16 protein-coding genes and 2 tRNA genes are annotated in these 22,790 nt (G+C 66.1%); 8 read left to right on the top strand and 10 right to left on the bottom strand.

The features are described 5' to 3' along the window. The first annotated feature begins 106 nt into the window (after positions 1-106). From clpX to BLU17_RS04750, 6 genes are all read left to right on the top strand, one after another. Positions 107-1,378: an ATP-dependent Clp protease ATP-binding subunit ClpX gene (gene clpX / locus BLU17_RS04775; protein ID WP_091995293.1), complete on the top strand. Its 1,272-nt coding sequence runs from the start codon at positions 107-109 to the stop codon at positions 1,376-1,378. 190 nt (positions 1,379-1,568) lie between these two features. After that, entirely contained in the window at positions 1,569-3,995 is a 2,427-nt protein-coding gene (gene lon / locus BLU17_RS04770) for an endopeptidase La (protein WP_091995289.1), read from the top strand. A gap of 301 nt (positions 3,996-4,296) precedes the next feature. Further along, a complete protein-coding gene (locus BLU17_RS04765; RefSeq protein ID WP_091995286.1) occupies positions 4,297-4,569 on the top strand; it encodes an HU family DNA-binding protein in 273 nt (90 codons plus the stop codon). Positions 4,570-4,629: 60 nt separating this feature from the next. Next, a tRNA-Val gene (locus BLU17_RS04760) sits at positions 4,630-4,705 on the top strand. Positions 4,706-4,776: 71 nt separating this feature from the next. Beyond that, a tRNA-Asp gene (locus BLU17_RS04755) sits at positions 4,777-4,853 on the top strand. A 103-nt stretch (positions 4,854-4,956) separates the two neighbouring features. Beyond that, positions 4,957-6,897, top strand: coding sequence for a SurA N-terminal domain-containing protein (locus BLU17_RS04750; protein WP_091995283.1), 1,941 nt, complete (start codon positions 4,957-4,959; stop codon positions 6,895-6,897). A gap of 93 nt (positions 6,898-6,990) precedes the next feature. Here BLU17_RS04750 and BLU17_RS04745 read toward each other — a convergent pair whose 3' ends face one another. Together BLU17_RS04745 and BLU17_RS04740 are read right to left on the bottom strand one after the other, a co-directional pair. Beyond that, positions 6,991-7,338, bottom strand: a complete 348-nt coding sequence (locus BLU17_RS04745; protein ID WP_091995280.1) for a hypothetical protein — start codon at positions 7,336-7,338, stop codon at positions 6,991-6,993. A 170-nt stretch (positions 7,339-7,508) separates the two neighbouring features. Next, on the bottom strand, positions 7,509-8,246 hold the full coding sequence (locus BLU17_RS04740) for an arylesterase (protein WP_245746726.1): 738 nt from the start codon (positions 8,244-8,246) through the stop codon (positions 7,509-7,511). A 27-nt stretch (positions 8,247-8,273) separates the two neighbouring features. Between BLU17_RS04740 and BLU17_RS04735 the strand changes: the two genes are divergently transcribed. Beyond that, complete coding sequence (locus tag BLU17_RS04735; protein ID WP_091995278.1) at positions 8,274-9,014, top strand: ABC transporter ATP-binding protein; 741 nt, start codon at positions 8,274-8,276, stop codon at positions 9,012-9,014. Positions 9,015-9,061: 47 nt separating this feature from the next. Here BLU17_RS04735 and pgi read toward each other — a convergent pair whose 3' ends face one another. The 3 genes from pgi to BLU17_RS04720 all read right to left on the bottom strand — a co-directional run bounded on the left by pgi (position 9,062) and on the right by BLU17_RS04720 (position 13,987). Continuing rightward, on the bottom strand, positions 9,062-10,681 hold the full coding sequence (pgi, locus tag BLU17_RS04730) for a glucose-6-phosphate isomerase (protein ID WP_091995274.1): 1,620 nt from the start codon (positions 10,679-10,681) through the stop codon (positions 9,062-9,064). Positions 10,682-10,957: 276 nt separating this feature from the next. Beyond that, positions 10,958-12,550: an NAD(P)H-hydrate dehydratase gene (locus tag BLU17_RS04725; protein ID WP_091995270.1), complete on the bottom strand. Its 1,593-nt coding sequence runs from the start codon at positions 12,548-12,550 to the stop codon at positions 10,958-10,960. A gap of 141 nt (positions 12,551-12,691) precedes the next feature. Further along, positions 12,692-13,987, bottom strand: coding sequence for an FAD-dependent oxidoreductase (locus tag BLU17_RS04720; RefSeq protein WP_091995267.1), 1,296 nt, complete (start codon positions 13,985-13,987; stop codon positions 12,692-12,694). A 509-nt stretch (positions 13,988-14,496) separates the two neighbouring features. On the opposite strand from BLU17_RS04720, the gene purL reads away from it, so the two are divergent. After that, complete coding sequence (purL, locus tag BLU17_RS04715) at positions 14,497-18,573, top strand: phosphoribosylformylglycinamidine synthase (protein ID WP_091995264.1); 4,077 nt, start codon at positions 14,497-14,499, stop codon at positions 18,571-18,573. A 249-nt stretch (positions 18,574-18,822) separates the two neighbouring features. On the opposite strand, the gene BLU17_RS04710 is transcribed toward purL, so the two are convergent. From BLU17_RS04710 to BLU17_RS04690, 5 genes are all read right to left on the bottom strand, one after another. Then, entirely contained in the window at positions 18,823-19,602 is a 780-nt protein-coding gene (locus BLU17_RS04710; protein WP_091995261.1) for a peptidylprolyl isomerase, read from the bottom strand. 75 nt (positions 19,603-19,677) lie between these two features. After that, positions 19,678-19,986, bottom strand: a complete 309-nt coding sequence (locus BLU17_RS04705; RefSeq protein WP_091995258.1) for a BolA family protein — start codon at positions 19,984-19,986, stop codon at positions 19,678-19,680. Next, positions 19,983-20,516, bottom strand: coding sequence for a septation protein A (locus BLU17_RS04700; RefSeq protein ID WP_091995255.1), 534 nt, complete (start codon positions 20,514-20,516; stop codon positions 19,983-19,985). The genes BLU17_RS04705 and BLU17_RS04700 overlap by 4 nt, the downstream gene beginning before the upstream one ends. 102 nt (positions 20,517-20,618) lie before the next feature. Further along, on the bottom strand, positions 20,619-21,038 hold the full coding sequence (gene msrB / locus BLU17_RS04695; protein WP_091995251.1) for a peptide-methionine (R)-S-oxide reductase MsrB: 420 nt from the start codon (positions 21,036-21,038) through the stop codon (positions 20,619-20,621). 48 nt (positions 21,039-21,086) lie between these two features. After that, on the bottom strand, positions 21,087-22,682 hold the full coding sequence (locus BLU17_RS04690; protein ID WP_091995248.1) for a protein adenylyltransferase SelO: 1,596 nt from the start codon (positions 22,680-22,682) through the stop codon (positions 21,087-21,089). Positions 22,683-22,790: the final 108 nt, after the last annotated feature.

Genomic DNA, 22,790 nt, shown 5'->3' with positions numbered 1-22,790 from the left:
CGGCCTGCGGCCCCAACGCCGTCACAGCAAGCGGTTCACGCACCCCCCGGCCTCGCCGGGGGAAACGGCGTATCATGTAACAGAGTGTCCGGAGGCTCATCTATCCATGGCGGACAAGAAAGGTTCTAACAGCGAAAAGCTGTTGTATTGCTCGTTTTGCGGCAAAAGCCAGCATGAGGTAAAGAAACTGATTGCGGGCCCGTCGGTATTCATTTGCGATGAATGTATCGATCTGTGCAACGAGATCATTCGTGACGAGGCCGCAGGCGCGGGTGTCGACGCGGCGCTGTCGCGCTCGGACCTGCCGAGCCCGCAGGAGATCCGCGACATTCTCGACCAGTACGTGATCGGGCAAGAGCGCGCGAAGAAAATCCTCGCGGTGGCGGTGTACAACCACTACAAGCGTCTGAAGCATCTCGACAAGAAGGACGACGTCGAACTCTCGAAGAGCAACATCCTCCTGATCGGGCCCACGGGCTCGGGCAAAACGCTGCTCGCGCAGACGCTCGCGCGTCTTCTGAACGTGCCGTTCGTGATCGCCGATGCCACCACGCTGACCGAAGCCGGCTACGTGGGCGAAGACGTCGAGAACATCATCCAGAAGCTGCTGCAGAACTGCAATTACGAAGTCGACAAAGCTCAGCGCGGCATCGTCTATATCGACGAAATCGACAAGATCAGCCGCAAGTCGGACAACCCGTCGATCACGCGCGACGTGTCGGGCGAGGGTGTGCAGCAGGCACTGCTCAAGCTTATTGAGGGCACGATGGCCTCGGTCCCGCCGCAGGGCGGCCGCAAGCACCCGAACCAGGATTTCATCCAGGTCGATACGACCAATATCCTGTTCATCTGCGGCGGCGCGTTCGACGGCCTGGAAAAGGTCATCACCGACCGTACCGAGAAGACCGGCATCGGCTTCGGTGCGAGCGTGAAGAGCAAGCAGGAGCGCGACGCGGGCGAAGTGCTGCGCGAGACGGAGCCGGAGGATCTGATCAAGTTCGGTCTGATTCCGGAACTGATCGGCCGTCTGCCCGTGGTCGCCACGCTCGGCAAGCTCGACGAAGCTGCGCTCATGAAGATTCTGGTCGAGCCGAAGAACGCGCTCGTCAAACAGTATCACAAGCTCTTCAACATGGAGCGCGTGGAGCTGGAAATCCGCCCGGCCGCGTTGCAGGCCGTCGCCCGCAAGGCGATCCGCCGCAAGACCGGGGCCCGCGGTTTGCGCTCGATCCTGGAACAGGCATTGCTCGACGTGATGTATGAGTTGCCGGCCATGAAGGGCGTGAGCAAGGTCATCATCGACGACAACGTGATCGACGGCGACGGCAAGCCGCTGTTGATCTACGAAGACGCGCCGAAGGTAGCAGGGTCGAACTGATGGTGGTGATCGGCTAAAGAGTTCCGGAAAAAGGCCGTTCATACAATGGGATGAACGGCTTTTTCGTTTATCTTGTGGTCGATGGCGCACTATTTTGGAGTCACTGAACTTTTCCCACACGCGCGAGGCTTGCAATCGGTATCTCAGGCCTCAATTACCGAACAATTGATTCCACTCATGGGGAAATGAAATGTCAGGAACCCAACTCCTCCCGCCGGAACGCACCACGCTCCCGCTGCTGCCGCTGCGAGACGTCGTAGTTTTCCCGCATATGGTGATTCCCCTTTTCGTGGGCCGACCGAAATCGATCAAGGCCCTCGAAGCGGCAATGGAAGGCGGCAAGCACATCATGCTCGTCGCCCAGAAGACCGCCGCGAAGGATGAGCCGACCGAAAAAGACATGTATGAAGTAGGGTGTGTCGCCAACATCCTGCAGATGCTCAAGCTGCCCGACGGCACCGTGAAGGTGCTCGTCGAGGGCCTGCAGCGCGCGAAAACGCTCTCGATCGAAGAGCAGGAAACGCAGTTTTCGTGCGAGGTGATGCCGCTCGAGCCCGATCACGCCGACAGCGCCGAAACCGAGGCGCTGCGCCGCGCGATCGTCTCGCAGTTCGACCAGTACGTGAAGCTCAACAAGAAGATTCCGCCGGAGATCCTGACCTCGCTGTCGGGTATCGACGAGGCCGGTCGTCTTGCCGACACCATCGCCGCGCACCTGCCGCTCAAGCTCGACCAGAAGCAGCACATCCTCGAGATGTTCCCGGTCGTGGAGCGTCTGGAACATCTGCTCGCGCAGCTCGAAGCCGAGATCGACATTCTCCAGGTGGAGAAGCGCATCCGCGGCCGCGTGAAGCGCCAGATGGAGAAGAGCCAGCGCGAGTACTACCTGAACGAACAGGTCAAGGCGATCCAGAAGGAACTGGGCGAAGGCGAAGAGGGTGCCGATCTCGAAGAACTCGAGAAGCGCATCACGGCCGCGCGTATGCCGAAGGAAGCCAAGAAGAAGGCCGACGCCGAGCTCAAGAAGCTCAAGCTGATGTCGCCGATGTCGGCGGAAGCCACCGTCGTGCGCAACTACATCGACACGCTGATCGGCCTGCCGTGGCGCAAGAAGAGCAAGGTCAACAACGACCTCTCGAACGCCGAAACCGTGCTCGACGAAGACCACTACGGTCTCGAAAAGGTGAAGGAACGCATTCTCGAGTATCTCGCGGTGCAACAGCGCGTGGACAAGGTGAAGGCGCCGATCCTGTGCCTCGTCGGGCCTCCCGGCGTCGGCAAGACCTCGCTGGGACAGTCGATTGCGCGTGCAACGAACCGCAAGTTCGTGCGCATGGCGCTCGGCGGCGTGCGTGACGAGGCCGAGATTCGCGGCCACCGTCGCACGTACATCGGGTCGATGCCGGGCAAGATCCTGCAGAGCCTCGCGAAGGTCGGCGTGCGCAATCCGCTCTTCCTGCTCGACGAAGTCGACAAGATGGGCATGGATTTTCGCGGCGATCCGTCGTCGGCGCTGCTCGAAGTGCTCGATCCGGAACAGAACCACACGTTCGCCGATCACTACATCGAAGTCGATTTCGACCTCTCCGATGTGATGTTCGTCGCCACGTCGAACTCGCTGAACATCCCGCCGCCGCTGCTCGACCGGATGGAAGTCATCCGCCTGTCGGGCTACACGGAAGACGAGAAGGTCAGCATCGCGCAGCGTTATCTTCTGCCCAAGCAGAAGAAGAACAACGGCCTGAAGGCCGGCGAGATCGAGGTGGCCGAAGGCGCGATCCGCGACATCATTCGTTACTACACGCGTGAAGCGGGCGTGCGTTCGCTCGAGCGCGAAGTGTCGAAGATCTGCCGCAAGGTCGTGAAGATGCTGCTGCTGAAGAAGGCCGACAAGGCCGTCACGGTGGATAGCGGCAATCTCGACACGTTCCTCGGCGTGCGCAAGTACGATTTCGGTCTGGCCGCGAAGGAAAACCAGATCGGCCAGGTCACGGGCCTCGCGTGGACGGAAGTGGGCGGCGACCTGCTGACGATCGAAGCGGCGGTCATGCCCGGCAAGGGCAACGTGATCCGCACGGGTTCGCTCGGCGACGTCATGAAGGAATCGGTCGAAGCGGCACGCTCGGTGGTGCGTTCGCGTTCGCGTCGTCTCGGCATCAAGGACGAGGCGTTCGAGAAGCAGGACATCCACATCCACGTGCCGGAAGGCGCGACGCCGAAGGACGGCCCGTCCGCCGGCATCGCGATGACGACCGCGCTGGTGTCCGTGCTCACGGGCATTCCGGTGCGCGCCGACGTGGCGATGACGGGCGAGATCACGCTGCGCGGCGAAGTGCTGCCGATCGGCGGGCTGAAGGAGAAACTGCTCGCGGCGCATCGCGGCGGCATCAAGCTCGTGCTGATCCCGGAAGAGAACGTCAAGGATCTCTCTGAGATCCCGGACAACGTGAAGAACGCGATCGAAATCGTGCCGGTCCGCTGGATCGACAAGGTGCTCGAACTCGCGCTCGAACGTGTGCCGCAGGCGCTGCCGGAAGAAGAGGTGAAGGCCGAGGACGCCAAGGCGCCCGTGGCCGAAGCGAAGGATGCCGGCGCAACCGAAGTGGTCAAGCACTAAGCCTGCGCGTAGGCCGTGCCACGGGCACGGCGCGTTGAACCCCCAAAAACCCGCGGCATGGTCCGCGGGTTTTTTTACGCGTGCCATGATCATTGACATCGTGATGACAACGGTCGCGTTTTCTTCTTTTCAGGCCTGTTCGAGGAATCCCTCGAATCGCGTGCCCAATCGGGCGCAACCCCGCTTGACACGGCCCTTTCGGCCCCGTTAAATGGGCGAACCCCGCGCTCTGCCGGGGCCGTCTTTCCGATAAGTTGAACTTCTTTCTTACGATTGCCCAAACACATTCTCGGGGGCTGGAATGAATAAAACGGAATTGATCGACCACATCGCGCAACAAGCCGACATTTCAAAAGCGGCTGCGGGGCGCGCATTGGACGCCGTGATCGGCGGCGTCAAAGGGACGCTCAAGAAAGGTGGCTCGGTGACGCTCGTCGGCTTCGGCACATTTGCCGTCGGCAAGCGCACGGCGCGCACGGGCCGCAATCCGCGGACCGGCGATGTGATCAAGATCAAGGCGGCAAAGGTGCCCAAATTTAGGCCTGGTAAAGCGCTCAAGGATGAGCTAAACTAGCGGGCTCGCTACCTGTTGAGGTGGCGCAGCAGAAGTCGCAGTGCAGGAAAGCATGAAGCTGGGTGCTTAGCTCAGTTGGTAGAGCGGCGCCCTTACAAGGCGTAGGTCGGGAGTTCGAGCCTCTCAGCACCCACCACAGCTTCGTTTCCGGTGCCTCGCGCAGTGCGCGAAATATTGATGGCGCGCAAAAGCACAAAAAACCCGCACGGAGCGGTAGTTCAGTTGGTTAGAATACCGGCCTGTCACGCCGGGGGTCGCGGGTTCGAGTCCCGTCCGCTCCGCCAAGGATATCTCGACAAGAAGGCGAACTCCGGTTCGCCTTTTTTGTTGGCCGCTGTTGTAATATCGGGCGTTCCATTTTTTGGCGCCCTCAACGTCTGGTCACGCATGCTCGACTTTTTCCGCAATCACAAACGCCTGATGATGTTCATGCTGCTCCTGGTCATCCTGCCAGGGCTGGGCTTCGTCGGGATTCAAGGTTTTCGCGGCTTTTTCGATGAAAGCGCAAACGTCGCGAGCGTCAACGGATACAAGATCACGCGTGTCGAATACGACAACGCCGCGCGCCAGCAACTCGACCAGGCCCGCCAGGTCATGGGTGCACAGTTCGACGCGAGCCTCTTCGATACGCCCCAGCATCGCAAGGACATTCTCGACGGACTGATTCAGCAGCGCGTGCTCGTAGATGAGACGCAGCGCCTGCATCTCACCGCGTCGGACGATGCCGTGCGCCGCGCGCTGCTCGCCGATCCGGTGATCGCCTCGCTCAAGAATCCCGACGGCACGATCAATCTCGACCAGTACAAGCAACTGCTCGCCATGCAGGGCATGACGCCCGAGCAGTATGACGAGCGCGTGCGCTATAGCCTCGCCATGCAGCAACTGCCGGCGTCGATCATCAGCAGCGCGTTCACGCCGAAGGCGCTCGCGCAACAGCTGACCGGGCTCTCTGAGCAGCAGCGCGACGTTCAGGGTCTCGCCTTCCACGCAGGCGACTACGCGGCCAAGGTTCAGCCGACCGACGCGCAACTGCAGGCGTACTACGACGCCAACAAGAACGAGTTCGCCACGCCGGCCACGGCGCAGATCCAGTATGTCGTGCTCTCGGCGGGCACCGTGGCCGCGAACGTGCAACCGACCGACGCCGACCTCAAGAAGTACTACGACGACAACATCGCGCACTACCGCACGCAGGAAGAGGTTCGCGCGAGCCATATCCTGATCACGGCGCCCAAGGATGCGAGCGCCGCCGACCGCAACGCGGCGAAGCAAAAGGCCGAGGCGATCCTCGCCGAAGTGAAGGCGCATCCCGACCAGTTCGCGCAGATCGCGCAGAAGGAATCGCAGGATCCGGGCTCGGCGTCGAAGGGCGGCGACCTCGGCTACTTCGGCCCGGGCATGATCGCGGGCGGCCAGGCGTTCGACGCCGCCGTGTTCAAGCTCAAGAAGGACGAGATCAGCGATGTGATCCAGTCGGACTTCGGCTACCACATCGTGAAAGTCACGGACGTGAAACCCGCTGCCACGAAGCCGTTCGACGACGTGAAGGCGCAGATCGCGAACGAGGTGAAGGCCCAGCAGGCCGCGAAACTGCTTGCCGATGCGAGCGAGGGTTTCACCTCGACGGTCTACGAACAGGCCAGGAGCCTTCAGCCGGCCGCCGACAAGTACAAGCTCGCTATCCAGACGGCCACGGTCACGCCGAAGCCCAATGCTTCGCTGCCGCCGGACAGCCCGCTGAACAATCAGAAGTTCCTTGACGCCGTGTTCGCGGGCGACTCGGTGAACCAGCACAACAACACCCAGGCAATCGACGTCGGCAACAACACGCTGATCTCGGCGCACGTGACGAACTATCAACCGGCCGCCGTACCCGCTTTCGCGGCGGTGAAGGACGCCGTGCGTCAGAAGGTGGTCGCGCAGCAGGCGGCCGACATGGCGCGCAAGGACGGCGAGGCAAAGCTCGCGGAATTGCAGAAGTCGAAGTCGACCGATGGCTTCTCGTCGGCGCTCAAGGTGTCGCGCAACGATGCCCAAGGTCTGCCGCCCAGCGCGCTGTCGGCGGTTTTCAAGGCCGACGCGCAAAAGTTGCCCGCCTACGTGGGCGTGGACCTCGGCAAGGAAGGCTACGCGATCTACCGCGTGAACAGCGTGACCAACGGCCCGGCCGCGGACGGCCCGCGTCTGGCCGCCGCGCAGCAGCAGCTTGCCCAGGTGGGCGGCCAGTCGCAGGTCCAGGCTTATCTCGATTCGCTGCGTGATCGCTCGAAGGTCAAGCTTTACGGCTCGCTCGGTCCTTCCGGCCAGGCGAGCGACGGCGGCCAGTAAACGGCGTAGAGAGCATCAGCGTGCCGGCCTTCGAAGCCGACACAAAAAAGCCCCGCTAAGGCGGGGCTTTTTGCATTCTGCGCGAGCGCGACATCAGAGGCAGGCGCTGATGTCGCTGGTGGCGTCGCCGCCCGCACCGCCGCCGGCGCGGAAGCCGACCCACGTCTTCGCACTGGCGCTCCACGCCGGGCGTATGGTTGCCGCAGCGCCGTTAGGCGGCTGCTGGCCAGGCACGTAGACGTCGACCGCCTGGCCGTTCGCCAGCACGGACTGCGAGACGACTTGCTGCTGCGACTTGTCGGCCCACTTCTGCGCGATACATTGCGCGACGGCAGCAGGCGGTTGCTGGCTCGTACCGACGGATTGCGTCCCGCTCGGCATCGGCTGATTGGCGCAGGCAGCCAAGGCTGCCGTGACGACAATGAGAGGTAAATATTTCACGCTTCTTCCCTCCAGTCAGGGTCGGTCGGATTCAGACGGCGAGCCCTGTCGGCTCGCCGCTCTGACGCAAACGGTGGCGGGTTCCAGGCGCCGTTGCCCGTTGCCACGCGGTCCGAAGCGTTTCGGAACACGGCGGGCGAAGCCTGGGGACGGGGCGTCCGGTTGCCACCTCAGTGCCGCGCGCCGCCGCCGAGCAGCGGCTTGAGCGTCGGCCACACGTTGTCGAGGAGCAAAGGCTGTGCCTGCCGGGTCGGGTGGATCTGATCGGCCTGGAAGAGCTCGGGTTTGTCGGCGAGACCGGCCAGCAAGAAGGGAACGAGCGGCACATCCAGTTCCTTCGCAAGCGTTGCGTAGATAGCATGGAAGTTCCGAGTGTAGTCGGGTCCGTAATTGGGCGGCACGTACATGCCCACCAGCACGGGTTTCGCGTTGCCTTTGCGGATCTGCGCGACGATGGCGCGAAGATTGCTTTCCGTGGTGGCGAGCGGCACGCCGCGCAGCGCGTCGTTCGCGCCCAGTTCGACGATCACGATCGACGGCTTGATGCGCTGCAGGACGAGCGGCAGGCGCGCGAGGCCGCCGCTCGTCGTGTCCCCGCTGATGCTCGCATTCGCGACGCTATAATCGATCCGCTCGCTGGCGAGCCGCTGGCGCAGCAAGGCGACCCATCCCGTATCGCGCGGCAGGCCGTATTCGGCCGACAGGCTGTCGCCGAGCACGACGACGGTGGGCATTGCCATGGCGGCAGGATTCGCCGCCGCGTTGGCCGCCTGAACGGGCGCGGCGGCAGACGCGCTGCCGCTCAGGCCGAGCAGGCCGGCGGCGAAGAGAGCGATGGAGGCGAGCGCGCTGAAGCTGTTCAAGGCGCGGGCAACGACGGAGCGCCGCGCGGCGCGTTTTGGGTTCACGGCTAACCTGTGCGTCATCATGTGCGAATGAATAGCGATCCAGTCATTGAAGTGCGGGGTTTGTGCAAGCGGGTCACCGACGCCACCGGCGAGTTGACGATTCTCGACGGTATCGACCTCACGGTGCCGGCGGGCAGCAGCGTGGCGATCGTCGGCGCCTCGGGCTCCGGCAAATCGACGCTGCTCGGGCTGCTGGCCGGACTCGACAGCGCGAGCGAAGGCTCGGTGCGGCTGCTCGGGCACGAACTCACCGGCATGGCCGAGGACCAGCGCGCGGCCCTGCGCAATGGGTCGGTGGGTTTCGTGTTCCAGTCGTTCCAGTTGATGCCGCATCTCACCGCTTTGGAGAACGTCGCACTGCCGCTCGAACTGCAGGGCGGCATGTCGACGCGTGATGCTTTCGCGCGCGCGCGTACGCTGCTCGAACGCGTGGGTCTCGCCGAGCGCACCGGCCACTATCCGAAACTGCTCTCGGGCGGCGAGCAGCAGCGCGTGGCGCTCGCGCGCGCCTTCGTCACACGTCCCGCCGTCCTCTTCGCCGACGAACCCACGGGCAGCCTCGACGCCGCCACGGGCCACGCCGTGATCGACCTGATGTTCGAACTCAATCGCGCGAACGGTGCGACGCTCGTGCTCGTCACCCACGACATCGATCTTGCGCAACGTTGCGACACCATCGTCACGATCGAGGCAGGGCGCCGCGTGGCCAACGCGCCGCACGGCGCGGCTGCTTCGCGCGATCCGAGCAACGTCGAAGCCGGGCGCTAGCGCCCGACCCATGCGCGGCGCATGCGCGTATGCCGGATCGCCGCGAGTCAGCGCTTGAGTGCCGCGCGCGCGCGCGCGATCAGCGCGGCCGTCGACGAATCATGTGCCTTCACGTCGGCGCTCGCCGCGTTCAGATCGGCTTCGACCACCTTGCCGAGAACCTTGCCGAGTTCTACGCCCCACTGGTCGAACGGATTGATGTCCCACACCGACGCCTGCACGAGCACCTTGTGTTCGTAAAGCGCGATGAGCGCGCCGAGCGAGCGTGCCGTGAGCGCCTCGACGAGCAGCGTCGTGGTCGGGCGATTGCCGGGGAACATGATGTGCGGCACGAGTTCGGGCTTGTCCGGGCCCGCGATCTTGCGCGCTTCTTCCTCGGTGCGGCCGAGCATGAGCGCCTCGCTTTGCGCGAAACAGTTCGCTAGCAGCTTCGGGTGATGATCGGCGAGCGGATGCTCGGGCGTGAGCACGGCGATGAAGTCGATCGGCACGATCGTCGTGCCCTGATGCAGCATCTGGAAGAACGCGTGCTGGCCGTTCGTGCCGGGCTCGCCCCAGGTGATCGCGGAGGTCGCGTAATCGGCGAACGTGCCGTCGAGGCGCGCGGACTTGCCGTTGCTCTCCATTTCGAGCTGCTGGAGATAGGAGGGCAAGTAGTGCAATGCTTCGGAGTACGGCGCAACGAGATAGCTTTGCGAACCGAAGAAGTTGCGGTACCAGATGCCGATCATGCCGAGCAGCACTGGCAGGTTCTTCTCGAGCGGCGCTTCGCGGAAGTGCTTGTCCATGTCGTGCGCGCCGGCGAGCAGTTCGTCGAACTGCTGCGGCCCGATGGCGATCATGATCGAGAGACCCACCGCCGACCACAGCGAATAGCGGCCGCCCACCCAGTCCCACATTTCGAACACGTTCTCTTTCGCGATGCCGAACTTCACGACCTCGGCCGGATTGGCCGAGACGCCCACGAAGTGCTTCGCCAATGCGTTTTCGGGGCAGCCGTGCTTGACGAACCAGTCGCGCATCGAGCGCGCGTTGGTCATGGTTTCGAGCGTCGTGAAGGTCTTCGAAACGATGATCGCGAGCGTTTCTTCGGGATCGATGTTTTCGATCGTGCGCCACAGGTCCGCGCCGTCGACGTTCGAGACGAAGTGCGACGTGATCTCCGGCAGTTCGAGGTGCTGGAGCGCGTGCACGACCATCTTCGGGCCGAGGTCCGAGCCGCCGATGCCGATGTTCACGACGTGGCGGATGCGTTTGCCCGTGTAACCGGTCCATGCGCCGCTGCGCACGGCGTCGGCGAATTTCGCCATCTTCGCGCGCTCGGCGAGGATCTGCGCATGGAACGGCGCGTTGGCTTCGGTGGCGCGCAAGGCGGTGTGCAGCGCCGCGCGGCCCTCGGTCGGATTGACGACTTCGCCCTTGAACATGGCGTCGCGGCGCGCTTCGACGCCGGCCTCGTGCGCGAGTTGCACGAGCAGTTTGAGCGTGGCGTCGGTGATGCGGTTCTTCGAGAAGTCGGCGGCGAGACCGCCGCCCGCGTACGTGAAGCGCTCGGCGCGCGTCGGTGCGGGGTCGTTGGCGGGGGCGAACCAGTCGCGGAGCTTCTCGTCGCGGATCTGTTCGTAGTGCGTCCGTAGCGCGGACCAGGCGGGGAGGGGATTCGTCATGTTCGTCTAGCGAGGGATCACGAATGGAGGGCGGCAGGCGCGGTTCGCCGGTCTGGCTGAACGCGCGCTTCGCGCGCCGCGGGGAAGCACGGGCCGCCTCCGGTGGGAGACGGTGCACGGAGGATCAGTATAGCGGGCCGGCGTGTCGCCGCGCAGCGTTGTGTCGCTGGCCCTCGGAATGCGCGCGGGAACGCGTCAAACCGCGCCGGACAGCAAGCCGCGTGCCGCACGAACGAGCGTGCGGAGGTGGCGTTCGCGTCTTCGTGTCTTCGTGTATCAGGCGTCGTAGCCTGGCGCGTAAAAGAGCCGGTTCACGAGCTTGCGGACCATCGGCGCGAGTTCGCCCGCCGTCAGGCCGGCGGGGCCGTCGCCTTGCGCGCACAGTGTATCGGCGGCGAGGCCGTGCAGGTAGGTGCCGGCCAGCGCTGCCTCATAAGCCGGCAGGCGTTGCGCGAGAAGCGCGCCGATCATGCCGCCGAGGACGTCGCCGGTGCCGCCCGTTGCGAGGCCCGCATTGCCGGTGGGATTGATGGCGACGCGGCCGTCCGGGGCGGCGATCACGGTGCCGCTGCCCTTGAGCACGACGACGGCCGCATAGCGTGCGGCCAGCGCGCGCGCCGCTGCGAGACGGTCCCGCTGCACGGCGGCGGTGTCGCAGCCGTGCAGGCGCGCGGCTTCGAGCGGATGCGGCGTGAGCACGCAAGGCGTGCCGCGCGCGGCAGCGGACTGCGCGACGTGCGCCGCGAGCGCCCCGTCGCGCGCGACGAGGTTGAGCGCGTCGGCGTCGAGCAGAACCAGGGCCCGGAGGCGCAGGATGGCGTCCACGAGCTGGCGCGCCGACGCGCTGCTGCCCATGCCGCAGCCCGCCGCGACGGCGTCCATCGCGCCGAGCGCCAGCCTGGCCGCGGCATGCAGCATGAGTTCGGGGTGAGGCGCGTCGTAGGGGGGCGCATCGCTGCCCAGAAAACCGACGTGCACCTTGCCGGCGCCGGTGAGGAGCGCCGCGCGCGCCGCGAGAATCGGCGCGCCGCACATGCCCGTGTCGCCGCCCACGACCGCGAGCGTGCCGAACGTGCCCTTGTGGGTCGCGAAGTCGCGCGCGGGCATCGCGGCGGCGAAGAGCGCGGGCGCGTTCAGGCGCACGGCGCCGGGCGCGGCTTCGGTGTCGATGCCGATCGGCGCGACGGCGACGCTCCCCGCGTAGTCGCGCCCGACGCCCGTGTAGAGCCCCGGCTTCGCGGCGATGAAAGTCACGGTGTGGGTCGCGCGCACGGCCGGGCCGTCGGCGACCACGTTGCCCGTGTCGCTGTCGAGGCCGCTCGGCACGTCGAGCGCGAGCACGTGGCCATGGCTTTGCGCGCGCGCGCAAAGCCGCTCGGCAAGCTCGGCGAATACGCCTTCGAGCCCGCGCGCGAGGCCGATGCCGAACATCCCGTCGACGAGCCAGCCGTAGGCGTCGAACGACGCGGGCGCGGACCCCGCGATCGGCACGCCGGCCGCCCGTGCCTGCGCGAGCGCCCAGCGCGCGTCGTCGGGCTTGACTTCGACCGGCATGCAGACCTCCACCGCCACGCCCGCGCGATGCAGCTCCGTGGCGACGACGAGCGCATCGCCGCCGTTGTTGCCGGGCCCGGCGGCGAGCCAGACGGGCTTGCTGCTCGCGGGCGAGGGCGCGTGGGCGAGCCGCTCGCGCAGGAAGTGCGCGGCGGCGGCCCCCGCGCGCGCCATCAGCGCGTGCGCGGGCAGCGCTGCCTGAGCCGCGACTTCGGCGGCTCGCAACTGCTCGACGGTAAAGAGCGGGACCGCGCGGTCGTGCGGGTCGATGAGCGCCGGCTGAGCGGCGGCGGCGGAGAGCGGGGTGTGCGTCATGGCGAAGCGGTCATGGGAGGCGGGCGACACCGCAACGATACCCGAGCAAGCGCCCGAGCGGCACGCCCCATGAGCGCGACGCACGGGCGCGGCGGCCACGGCGTCGCCCTGTGCGTTGGCGGCGTTACTCGCGTGAGCCGCTCAATCGCGGCCCGGCCAGAGCGCCTTGACGGTATCGGCCGGGAGACTGGGCGTCTCATTCGAGATCTGCTGGGCGATCAGGCGCGCCGAGCCGAGCGAGAGCGCCCATCCGGCCGGCCCGTGCCCCGCGTTGACGAAGAGGCGCGGATGGCCCACGTTGCCGGCCGCGGGCAAACCGTCGGCGGAGAGCAGCTTCACGCCTTCCCACGCGAGTGCCGCCGAGATGCGCGCGGCGCCCGGCGCCCAGTCGCGCGAAGCTTCGCCGAGCAGCGCCAGGGCGTCCTCGGTGAGCGTCTCGGGCAGCGCCTCGTCGACTTCCTTTGCGCGCAGCAACACAGCAGCGCCCGAAATGCGCAGCCGGTGATTCATGCGCGTGATGGCGATACGCTTGCCGGCGTCGACGATCGTCGCGTGCGGCACGCATTCCTCATGCGCCACCGGCGAATTGAGGGTATGCATGCGCAGCGGATAGAACGGCGGCTTGATGCCGAACGGCGCGAGAAGACGCGGCGTTTGCGCGCCCGCGGCGACCACCACGGCGTCGCCCGAAATCACCTCGACATCGCGCGAGCGGCCTGTCTCGTGGGCGGGCGGCGCGAGTTCCACGGCCGCGCGGCGGTCTTCCAGGCGGATCGCGCTCACTTCGCGGCTCGTTTCGAACTGCACGCCACCCTGGGCGTCGAGCACCTGCTTGAGCAGCTTCACGAAGAGCGGGCAGTTCGCCACGCGCCCGCTCTCGAACCGCACGCCGCCCGCGAACGGCGGATCGGCGGGGATGGCATGGTCGAACGCCACGCATTCGGCGGGCGAAAGCGCGTGGTGCGGCGTCTCGAAGCGGCGCAGCAACTCGAGCGCCGGCTGCGTGAGCGACCATTCGTCGTTGCCGCGCACGAGATAGAGCAGGCCGTCGCGCTGCTCGTAGTCGAGCTGGAAGCGCGCGTCGATGTCGGCGAGCGCCGCGTGCGCCGAGTCGATGAGCGGGCGCAGCAGCGCATAGCGGCCGGCGAACGCCTCGGAGCCGTGCAGCGCGGCAAGGCGCTTGACGAAGCTGTGCGCCGCGCCGCGCCAGCCCGTCTTGCAGATCACGCCGCCCGAGGATTGCCGGCCGTTGCGCAGGAAGGTGGGGCCGAACCAGACGTCGAGCGGCGTGGGCAGCGCAATGCCGCTATGGCCGTAGGTTGCGCCTTGGGCAACCGTGGCGTGGCGCTCGATCACGCAGACGCGATGCCCGGCCGCGCGCAGCTGCCAGGCGGTGGCGATGCCGGCGATTCCGCCGCCGATGACGATGACATCCATGACGATACGATCTGCAGGCAGGCGGCGCGCCGTCGGGCGAGGGCGCCGAGCCGTGGGTGGGGCGTGCGGCGCGCCGAAGCCATGCCAGGGCGCGCCGATCAGACGAAACGCGCAATCATAGCAGCGAAAGCGCCCGCGTCGCCATGCGCGGGACCGGGTGGACGCGTGCTGCGCGTAGCGGCGAGCACCGCCGGGGGCATGCGTCTAGAACGGAGGCCGGAAGGCTTGCCGATGCGACCAGCATATCGGGAACACGGCGCGCGAAGGCGGCGCCGCGCATGGAGCGCATGCCGTATCGCCGGCCGGTAGCGTCGCGAAACGGCGCGAAGCGCACGCGCAAACCCCTCCGGCGGCACGGCCGACGGGCGGTCAGGACAGGCCTTCCGGGTTATAATCGCGGTCTTCCTTCGCCTGACCGTCGCCATCCCCGCGCGCGACGCATCGCCACCTTGCGACGTGTTTCGCGCGAGGCGAAGCCGCGACGCAACCTCGACGCAACGCCCCAGTCCATGGCCCACTTCTCGTGTTTCCCCGGTGCTTCGGCCCTTTCCGACTTTCGTCAGACCCGCCTGCTCGAAACGCTCCAGCGTATCGACGCCAACATCGTCGGCGTGCACGGCCAGTATCTGCATTTCGTCAATTCGGCCACGCCGCTCTCCGCTGACGACAGCGCGAAGATCGAAGCGCTGATGCACTACGGTGCGCCGTTCGCGGCCCCGCAGGAGCGCGGCGGCGCGGTCACGTTTCTCGTCGTGCCGCGCTTCGGCACGGTGTCGCCGTGGGCGAGCAAGGCCACGGACATCGCGCACCATTGCGGCCTCGATCAGGTGCGCCGCATCGAACGCGGCGTCGAGTACACCGTGGTGCTCAAGCCGGGCCTGCTCGGCGGCAAGAAGACGCTGTCGAACGAGGCGCACGCGGCCGTGGCCGCGGCGCTGCACGATCGCATGACGGAAAGCGTGGCGCCCTCGCGCGACGCGGCGCTGCATCTGTTCGACGAACTGCCGGCCAGGCCGATGCAGACCGTCGATGTGCTCGGCAACGGCCGCGCGGCGCTGGAGACCGCGAACGGCGAGCTGGGCCTCGCGCTCGCCGACGACGAAATCGACTACCTTGTCGATAACTTCGGGAAGCTCGGGCGCAACCCGACCGACGTCGAGCTGATGATGTTCGCGCAGGCCAACAGCGAGCACTGCCGCCACAAGATCTTCAACGCGAGCTGGACGATCGACGGCAAGGACCAGGATATGTCGCTCTTCGCGATGATCCGCAACACCGAGAAGATGAGCCCGCAAGGCACGATCGTCGCTTACTCGGACAACTCGTCGATCATGGAGGGCGCCGTCGCGGAGCGCTGGTTCCCGCGCAAGGCCAATGCGGCCGGCACGCCGGGCGAGCGCTATGGCCGCCACACCGAACTCACGCACACGCTGATGAAGGTGGAGACGCACAATCACCCCACGGCGATCTCGCCGTTTGCCGGCGCGGCCACGGGCTCGGGCGGCGAAATTCGCGACGAAGGCGCGACGGGTCGCGGCGCGCGTCCGAAGGCGGGGCTCACGGGCTTCACGGTCTCGAACCTCGACCTGCCCGGCGCGCGCGAAGCGTGGGAAGACGCCCGCGACGCGGCCACGCCGCTCTCGCTGCGCAATCCCGCCGACACGCAGGGCGCCTACGGCCGCCCGGACCGCATCGCCTCGCCGCTGCAGATCATGATCGACGGCCCGCTCGGCGGCGCCGCGTTCAACAACGAATTCGGCCGCCCGAACCTCGGCGGCTACTTCCGCGCTTACGAGCAGAACGTCGCGGGCACCGTGCGCGGCTATCACAAGCCGATCATGATCGCGGGCGGCCTCGGCAACATCAGCGCGCAGCATACGCACAAGCACGACTTGCCGGCCGGCACGCTGCTGATCCAGATCGGCGGTCCGGGCATGCGCATCGGCATGGGCGGCGGCGCGGCCAGCTCGATGGCGACGGGCACGAATACCGCCGAACTCGACTTCGATTCGGTGCAGCGCGGCAACCCGGAAATCGAGCGCCGCGCGCAGGAAGTCATCAACTCGTGCTGGCAACTCGGCGAGCGCAACCCGATTCTGAGCATTCACGACGTGGGCGCGGGCGGTCTCTCGAACGCGTTCCCCGAACTCGTGGACGGCGCCGACAAGGGCGCGCGCTTCGAACTGCGCAACGTGCAGCTCGAAGAGTCGGGCCTTTCGCCACGCGAAATCTGGTCGAACGAATCGCAGGAGCGTTACGTTCTCGCGATCGCGCCCGCCGATCTGGCCGAATTCGAGGCGATCTGCGAGCGCGAGCGTTGTCCGTTCGCCGTCGTGGGCGTCGCGACCGAAGCGCGCGACCTGAAGCTCGTCGACACCGACGAGCAGGCGCTCGCGGCCAGCGGCGGCCACCAGCCCGTCGACATGCCGATGGACATCCTGCTCGGCAAGCCGCCGCGCATGCACCGCAACGTCGAGCACGCGAGCGCGCCGCTTGCGCCGGTCGAAGTCACGGGCATTTCGCTCGACGAAGTCGCGAAGAGCGTGCTGCGCCATCCGACCGTCGGCAGCAAGTCGTTCCTCATCACCATCGGCGACCGTTCGGTGGGCGGCACGACCGTGCGCGACCAGATGGTCGGCCCGTGGCAGGTGCCCGTGGCCGACTGCGCGATCACCGCGCTCGACTACGCCGGCTACAAGGGCGAAGCGATGACGATGGCCGAGCGCACGCCGCTCGCGGTGATCGACGCGCCCGCATCGGGCCGCATGGCCGTGGGCGAGGCGATCACCAACATCGCGAGCGCGCCCATCCGGTCGCTCGACAAGCTCAAGCTTTCGGCGAACTGGATGGCCGCGTGCGGCGCGCCGGGCGAAGACGCCGCGCTCTACGACACTGTGAAGGCGATCGGCATGGAGTTGTGCCCGGCGCTCGGCATCGGCATTCCGGTGGGCAAGGATTCGCTGTCGATGCGCACGAAGTGGAACGAGCAAGGCGTGGCGAAGGAAGTGGTTGCGCCGGTTTCGCTCGTCATCTCGGCGTTCGCGCCGGTCGACGACGTGCGCCGCCACCTCACGCCGCAACTGCGCCGCGCCGACGAAGCGGGCGAGTCGGTGCTGATCGCGATCGATCTGGGCCGCGGCAAGAACCGCATGGGCGGCAGCATCTTCGCGCAGGTCACGCAGCAGGTGGGCGACGCCGTGCCCGACGTGGACAATGCGGACGACCTCAAGCAGTTCTTCGCGGCCATCCAGCAGCTCAATGCAAACGGGCAACTGCTCGCCTACCACGACCGCTCGGACGGCGGCCTGTGGGCGACGGTCTGTGAAATGGCCTTCGCGGGTCATACGGGCGTGTCGCTGAACGTGGACATGCTCACGCTCGACGCCGGGCATGAATCCGACTACGGCGACGCAAAGGACTGGGCGAAGCAGACGAGCGGCCGCCGCGACGACCGCACGCTGCGCGCGCTGTTTTCCGAAGAGCTCGGCGCCGTGATCCAGGTGCCCGCACAGCAGCGCGACGCCGTGATGGCGGTGCTGCGCACGCACGGTCTTTCGGTGTGTTCGGACGTGATCGGCACGCTGAACACGCGCGACTCGATCGAAATTTACCGCGACGCCAAGCGCATCTACGAAGCGCCGCGCGCCGAACTCCAACGCGTGTGGAGCGAAGTGAGCTGGCGCATCGCGCGCCTGCGCGACAATCCCGCGTGCGCCGACTCCGAATACGACGCGCTTCTCGACGCCGCCGATCCCGGCATGCAGCCGCATCTCACGTTCGACCCCGCCGAGGACATCGCCGCGCCGTTCGTGGCCAGGGGCGCGCGTCCGCGCGTGGCGATCCTGCGCGAGCAGGGCGTGAACTCGCACCTCGAAACGGCATATGCATTCGATCGCGCGGGCTTCGACGCGCACGACGTCCACATGAGCGACCTGCTCGAAGGCCGCGCCACGCTCGCCGACTTCGCGGGCGCGGTGGCCTGCGGCGGTTTCTCGTACGGCGACGTGCTCGGCGCCGGCGAAGGCTGGGCGAAGACGATCCGCTTCAACGCGAAGCTCGCCGACATGTTCGCGGCGTTCTTCACCCGCGAGGACACGTTTGCGCTCGGCATCTGCAACGGCTGCCAGATGCTCTCGAGCCTCGCCTCGATGATCCCGGGCGCCGAAGCATGGCCGAAGTTCACGCGCAACAAGTCGGAGCAGTTCGAAGCGCGCTTCTCGCTGGTGGAAGTGCAGCGCTCGCCGTCGATCTTCTTCAGCGGCATGGAAGGCTCGCGCATTCCGGTGGCGGTCGCGCACGGCGAAGGCTACGCGGACTTCTCGCAGCAGGGCGACATCTCGAAGGTGGCCGTGGCGATGCGCTACGTCGACCATCGCGGTCAGGCCACCGAGGCCTATCCGTTCAACCCGAACGGCTCGCCGCAAGGCATCACGTCGGTCACGACGCCCGACGGGCGCTTCACCGTGCTGATGCCGCACACCGAGCGCGTGCAGCGCACGGTGACGATGAGCTGGCACCCCGAGGCCTGGGGCGAGGCGAGCCCGTGGATGCGCGCGTTCCAGAACGCGCGCAAGTGGATCGGCTAAGCGGCGTCGATGTGCTGCGCCGGGGCAGCTAGCTCTGGCGCAAAACCCCGCCTGCGCCGGAATTTCCGGCGCAGGCGGGGTTTTTGCGTCTTGGGCGTCGCTCCGGGCCGAGTGCAGCGGTGCGGGCACGCTGCCTGGCGGCCTTGCCCAGTAGCGCTTGCTTTGCCGCATGAAAAAACCCCGCGGCTTCGAAGAAGGTCGCGGGGTTTGCCATCGCAGCAGCACCTGCGATGAGAAGGGCGTAATGGCTTATTGAATCTTCGCCTGCTTGCGCAGATTCTCTTCGAACGCCTGCAGCTTTTCCTGCTGGATCTGCTGGACGATCTGCGGGCGCACCTGTTCGAGCGGCGGCGGCGTGACCGGGCGGATGTCGTCCACGCGGATGATGTGCCAGCCGAACTGCGTGTGCACCGGCGTATCGGTCATCTGGCCTTTCTGCAGGTGCGTGGCCGCGGCCGCGAATTCCGGCACGTAAGCCTTCGGATCCGACCAGTCGAGGTCGCCGCCGTTCTTCGCCGAGCCCGGGTCCTTCGAGAATTGCTTGGCAAGGTCCTCGAAGCTTGCGCCGGCCTTGATCCTGGCGATCAGGTCCTTGGCCTGCTGCTCGTTGTCCACGAGGATGTGGTGCAAGTGATATTCGCTGCCGCCCGCGTCCTTGGTGAGCTGTTCGTAGCGCGCCTTGACTTCGGCGTCGCTGGGCAGGTTGTTTTTCACGAAGTTTTCGATCAGCGCGCGCAGCACGACGGTCTGCTGCGCCACGGCGATTTGCGCCTTCACGTCCGGCTTGTTCGGGATCCCTTCGCGAATGGCTTCCTGCATGAGGATTTCGCGGTTCACGAGTTCTTCGCGCACGGCCATCTGCAGTTGCGGCGAATCCTGCTGGCCTTGATGCACGAGCTGCTCGACGAGCGCATCGGCGCGCGCTTTGGGAATCGGCGTGCCGTTCACGACGGCGATGTTCTGCGCAAAGGCGGGAGCCGCCGCGCACGCAGCCAGCAACACCCAGAGACGGGTTTTCTTCAGGGTCATCGGAAAGTCCTAACAGGGCGAACCAAAATGGCGAACTAAATCAAATGGGCCGAACAGGTCGAATTAAAACGTGGGTTACCGGGGCGGCGCCGCGGCTTCTTCGGGCGTGAGCGCCGTGATCGCGAGAGCGTGGATGCCGCGCTGCATGGCCTCGGCCAGCGCATCATACACCATGCGATGCCTTGCCACGCGGGCTTTCCCCTTGAATGCGGCCGCAACGATCGTGACGTGATAATGACCGCCGGCAGCGGCCCCGGCGTGTCCCGCGTGCTGCGCGCTGTCGTCGCGCACGTCGAGGGAAACGGGTGCGAGCGCTGCGGCAAGACGCGTTTCGATCAGCGCCATGCGCTCGGCCGGGCTTGCGTGCAGAAAGACGTCGCTCATTCTTCCTCCTTCATGTAACGCGAAAGCCACAGGCTCTGCCCGACGATGAACACGATGAGAATGCCGGTCGCGCCGAACAGCTTGAAGTCCACCCATGCGTCGGTCGAGAAGTGATACGCGACGAAGAGATTAAGGATGCCGAGCAGCGCGAAGAAGATCGACCAGACGAAGTTCAGTTGCGTCCAGATGCGCGGCGGGAGCGTGATCTGCTTGCCCATCATCGCTTCGATGAGGTTCTTGCCGAAGACGACCTGCGACACGCACAGCACGACCGAGAACGCCCAGTAGAGCACGGTGGGCTTCCACTTGATGAAGGTTTCGTCGTGCAGCATCAGCGTGGCGCCGCCGAACACCACGACGATGCCGAGCGAAAGCCACAGCATGGGATCGACCTTGCGATGGCGGAACGCCACCCATGCGATCTGCACGAGCGTCGCGCCGATGGCCACGGCCGTCGCCGTGAAGATGCCCCAAAGCTTGAAGGCGGCGAAAAAGAGGATGATCGGGAACAGGTCAAACAGGAATTTCATTATCGGCCTGAAAGTTTACGAAATGAGCCGCAAAAAGAGGGCACGACGCTTTCAAGGCCGCATTGCGCCCCGCGCGGAGGCGCGGGGCGGCCTTGCCAGCGATCACTTGGGCTCGAATTGTAGCGCAGCCGAATTGATGCAATACCGAAGACCCGTCGGGGCCGGACCGTCCTCGAATACATGGCCGAGATGCGCGCCGCAGTTCTTGCAGCGCACCTCGATGCGCAGCATGCCATGCGAGCGGTCGGTTCTCTCTTCGATCACCTCGCCGTTGATGGGGCGGAAATAGCTCGGCCAGCCGCACCCGGCGTCGAATTTCGTGCCGGATTCGAAGAGCGGCGCGCCGCAGCAGACGCAGTCGTACACGCCGCGGTCGAAGTGATCCCAGTACTTGCCCGTGAAGGCACGCTCCGTGGCCGCGTGGCGCGTGACCTGATACTGCGTCGGGTCGAGCTGCTCACGCCATTGCTCGTCAGACTTGTGGCCGGGGTAGGCGGTGGAGTTGTGGTCGTCCTGGCTCATATCGGATTCCTGTCGGGTGGGAACAAGACGGAGTAGATCGGGGCGCGCTCACGAAGAGCAACTGACTTCGAGCGAACTCGCCCAGTCGGGCGGCAGCGCCGCGTAAGCCGCCTTGTCGGGCTGCTCGTCGAACGGGCGCTCAAGCACCTTCGCGAGACGTTCTACCTCGCTGAAGTCCTTTTGCGCGGCGCGCTCGATTGCCGTTTGCGCGAGATGGTTGCGCAACACGTACTTCGGATTCACGCGGTTCATCGCCGCGGCGCGCGCGGCGTCGTCGCGTGTTTCCTGCGCAAGGCGCGCGCGATAGTCGGCGGCCCAGGCATCGAAGGCGGCGCGGTCGAGGAACAGGTCGCGCGCCGGCGCGTCGCCGCTCGCGTCATGTTTCGAAACGCGCGCGAGATTGCGATACGTGAGCGTGAAGTCGGCGCGGTTGGCGTGCATGATTTCGAACAGCCGGTTCGCGAGCGCATCGTCGCCTTCGCGCACCTGCTCGAGACCGAGCTTCGCGCGCATGCGCGCTTCGAGCGCGGGCGCGAAATGCCCCTTGAAGCGTTCGAGCACGGCTTGTGCGTCGGCCACCACGCGCTCGCCGCGCTTCTTTTCGTCGGCGATGTCGTAGTGCGCGCCGAACAGCGGCACGAGCGCTTGAGCGAGGCAGAAGAGATTCCAGTAGGCGATCTGCGGCTGCATGCGGTACGCATAGCGGCCCTGCGAATCGGAGTGATTGCAGATGTGGTCGGCGTCGAAGCCATCCATGAAGCCGAACGGACCGTAGTCGATCGTGAGGCCGAGGATCGACATGTTGTCGGTGTTCATCACGCCGTGACAGAAGCCGACAGCCTGCCACTCCACCATCAGCGCGGCCGTGCTGCGCACCGCTTCGTCGAGTAGCGCGAGATACGGGTCGTCGGCTTCGCGCAGTTGCGGATGGAAGCGCGCGATCACGTGATCGGCGAGTGCGCGCAGCGCGTCCACGTCGTCGTGCGAATAGAAATGCTCGAAGTGACCAAAGCGCACGAAGCTCGGCGAAACGCGCGTGACGACGGCGGCCGTCTCCACTTCTTCGCGGCGCACGGGCTGGTCGGAGCCGGTCACCGCGAGCGCGCGCGTGGTCGGAATGCCGAGATGATGCATCGCTTCCGAACAAAGGAACTCGCGGATCGACGAACGCAGCACCGCGCGGCCGTCGCCCATGCGCGAATAGGGCGTGCGGCCCGCGCCCTTGAGCTGTACCTCGTTGCGTTCGCCATCGTGCTCGACTTCGCCGAGCATGAGTGCGCGGCCGTCGCCGAGCTGGCCCGCCCATACGCCGAACTGGTGACCCGAGTAGACCGAGGCGTACGACATCGTCGAAGGCGAGCGCTCGCGGGTGAAATTGCCGCAAAAGAGCGCCGCGAACGCGGGGTCGGCGACGGCGGACGGATCGAGGCCGAGTTGCGCGGCCGTGGCCTGCGAAAAACCGACGACATAGGGCGCGGGCAGCGGCGCACCGGGCAGCCGGGTATAGAAGTGCGCGCCGAGCGAGGCGAAAGCGTTCTCGCGCGGCACTGTCAGTGCGCGTTCGAACTCGGCAAGCGGACCGGCGGCGGGATACGAAGCGGTCGAGCCGCCGTGGGATTCGGTAGTGCCTGGTGAAAACGACATATTGAGGGCCTGTTGAATAGTCGATATTGTAATTCCGCACCCGCCGGCGTGCTGGAGCAGCCACGAAGCCCGCCGGCCCGCCAGTCAGACAAAGACAGACAACGCCGA

This window comes from Paraburkholderia lycopersici (assembly GCF_900096975.1).
Lineage (GTDB): Bacteria > Pseudomonadota > Gammaproteobacteria > Burkholderiales > Burkholderiaceae > Paraburkholderia > Paraburkholderia lycopersici.
The sequence above is the reverse complement of the archived record's forward strand: the minus strand, read 5'-3'. Positions and strand labels throughout refer to the sequence as shown.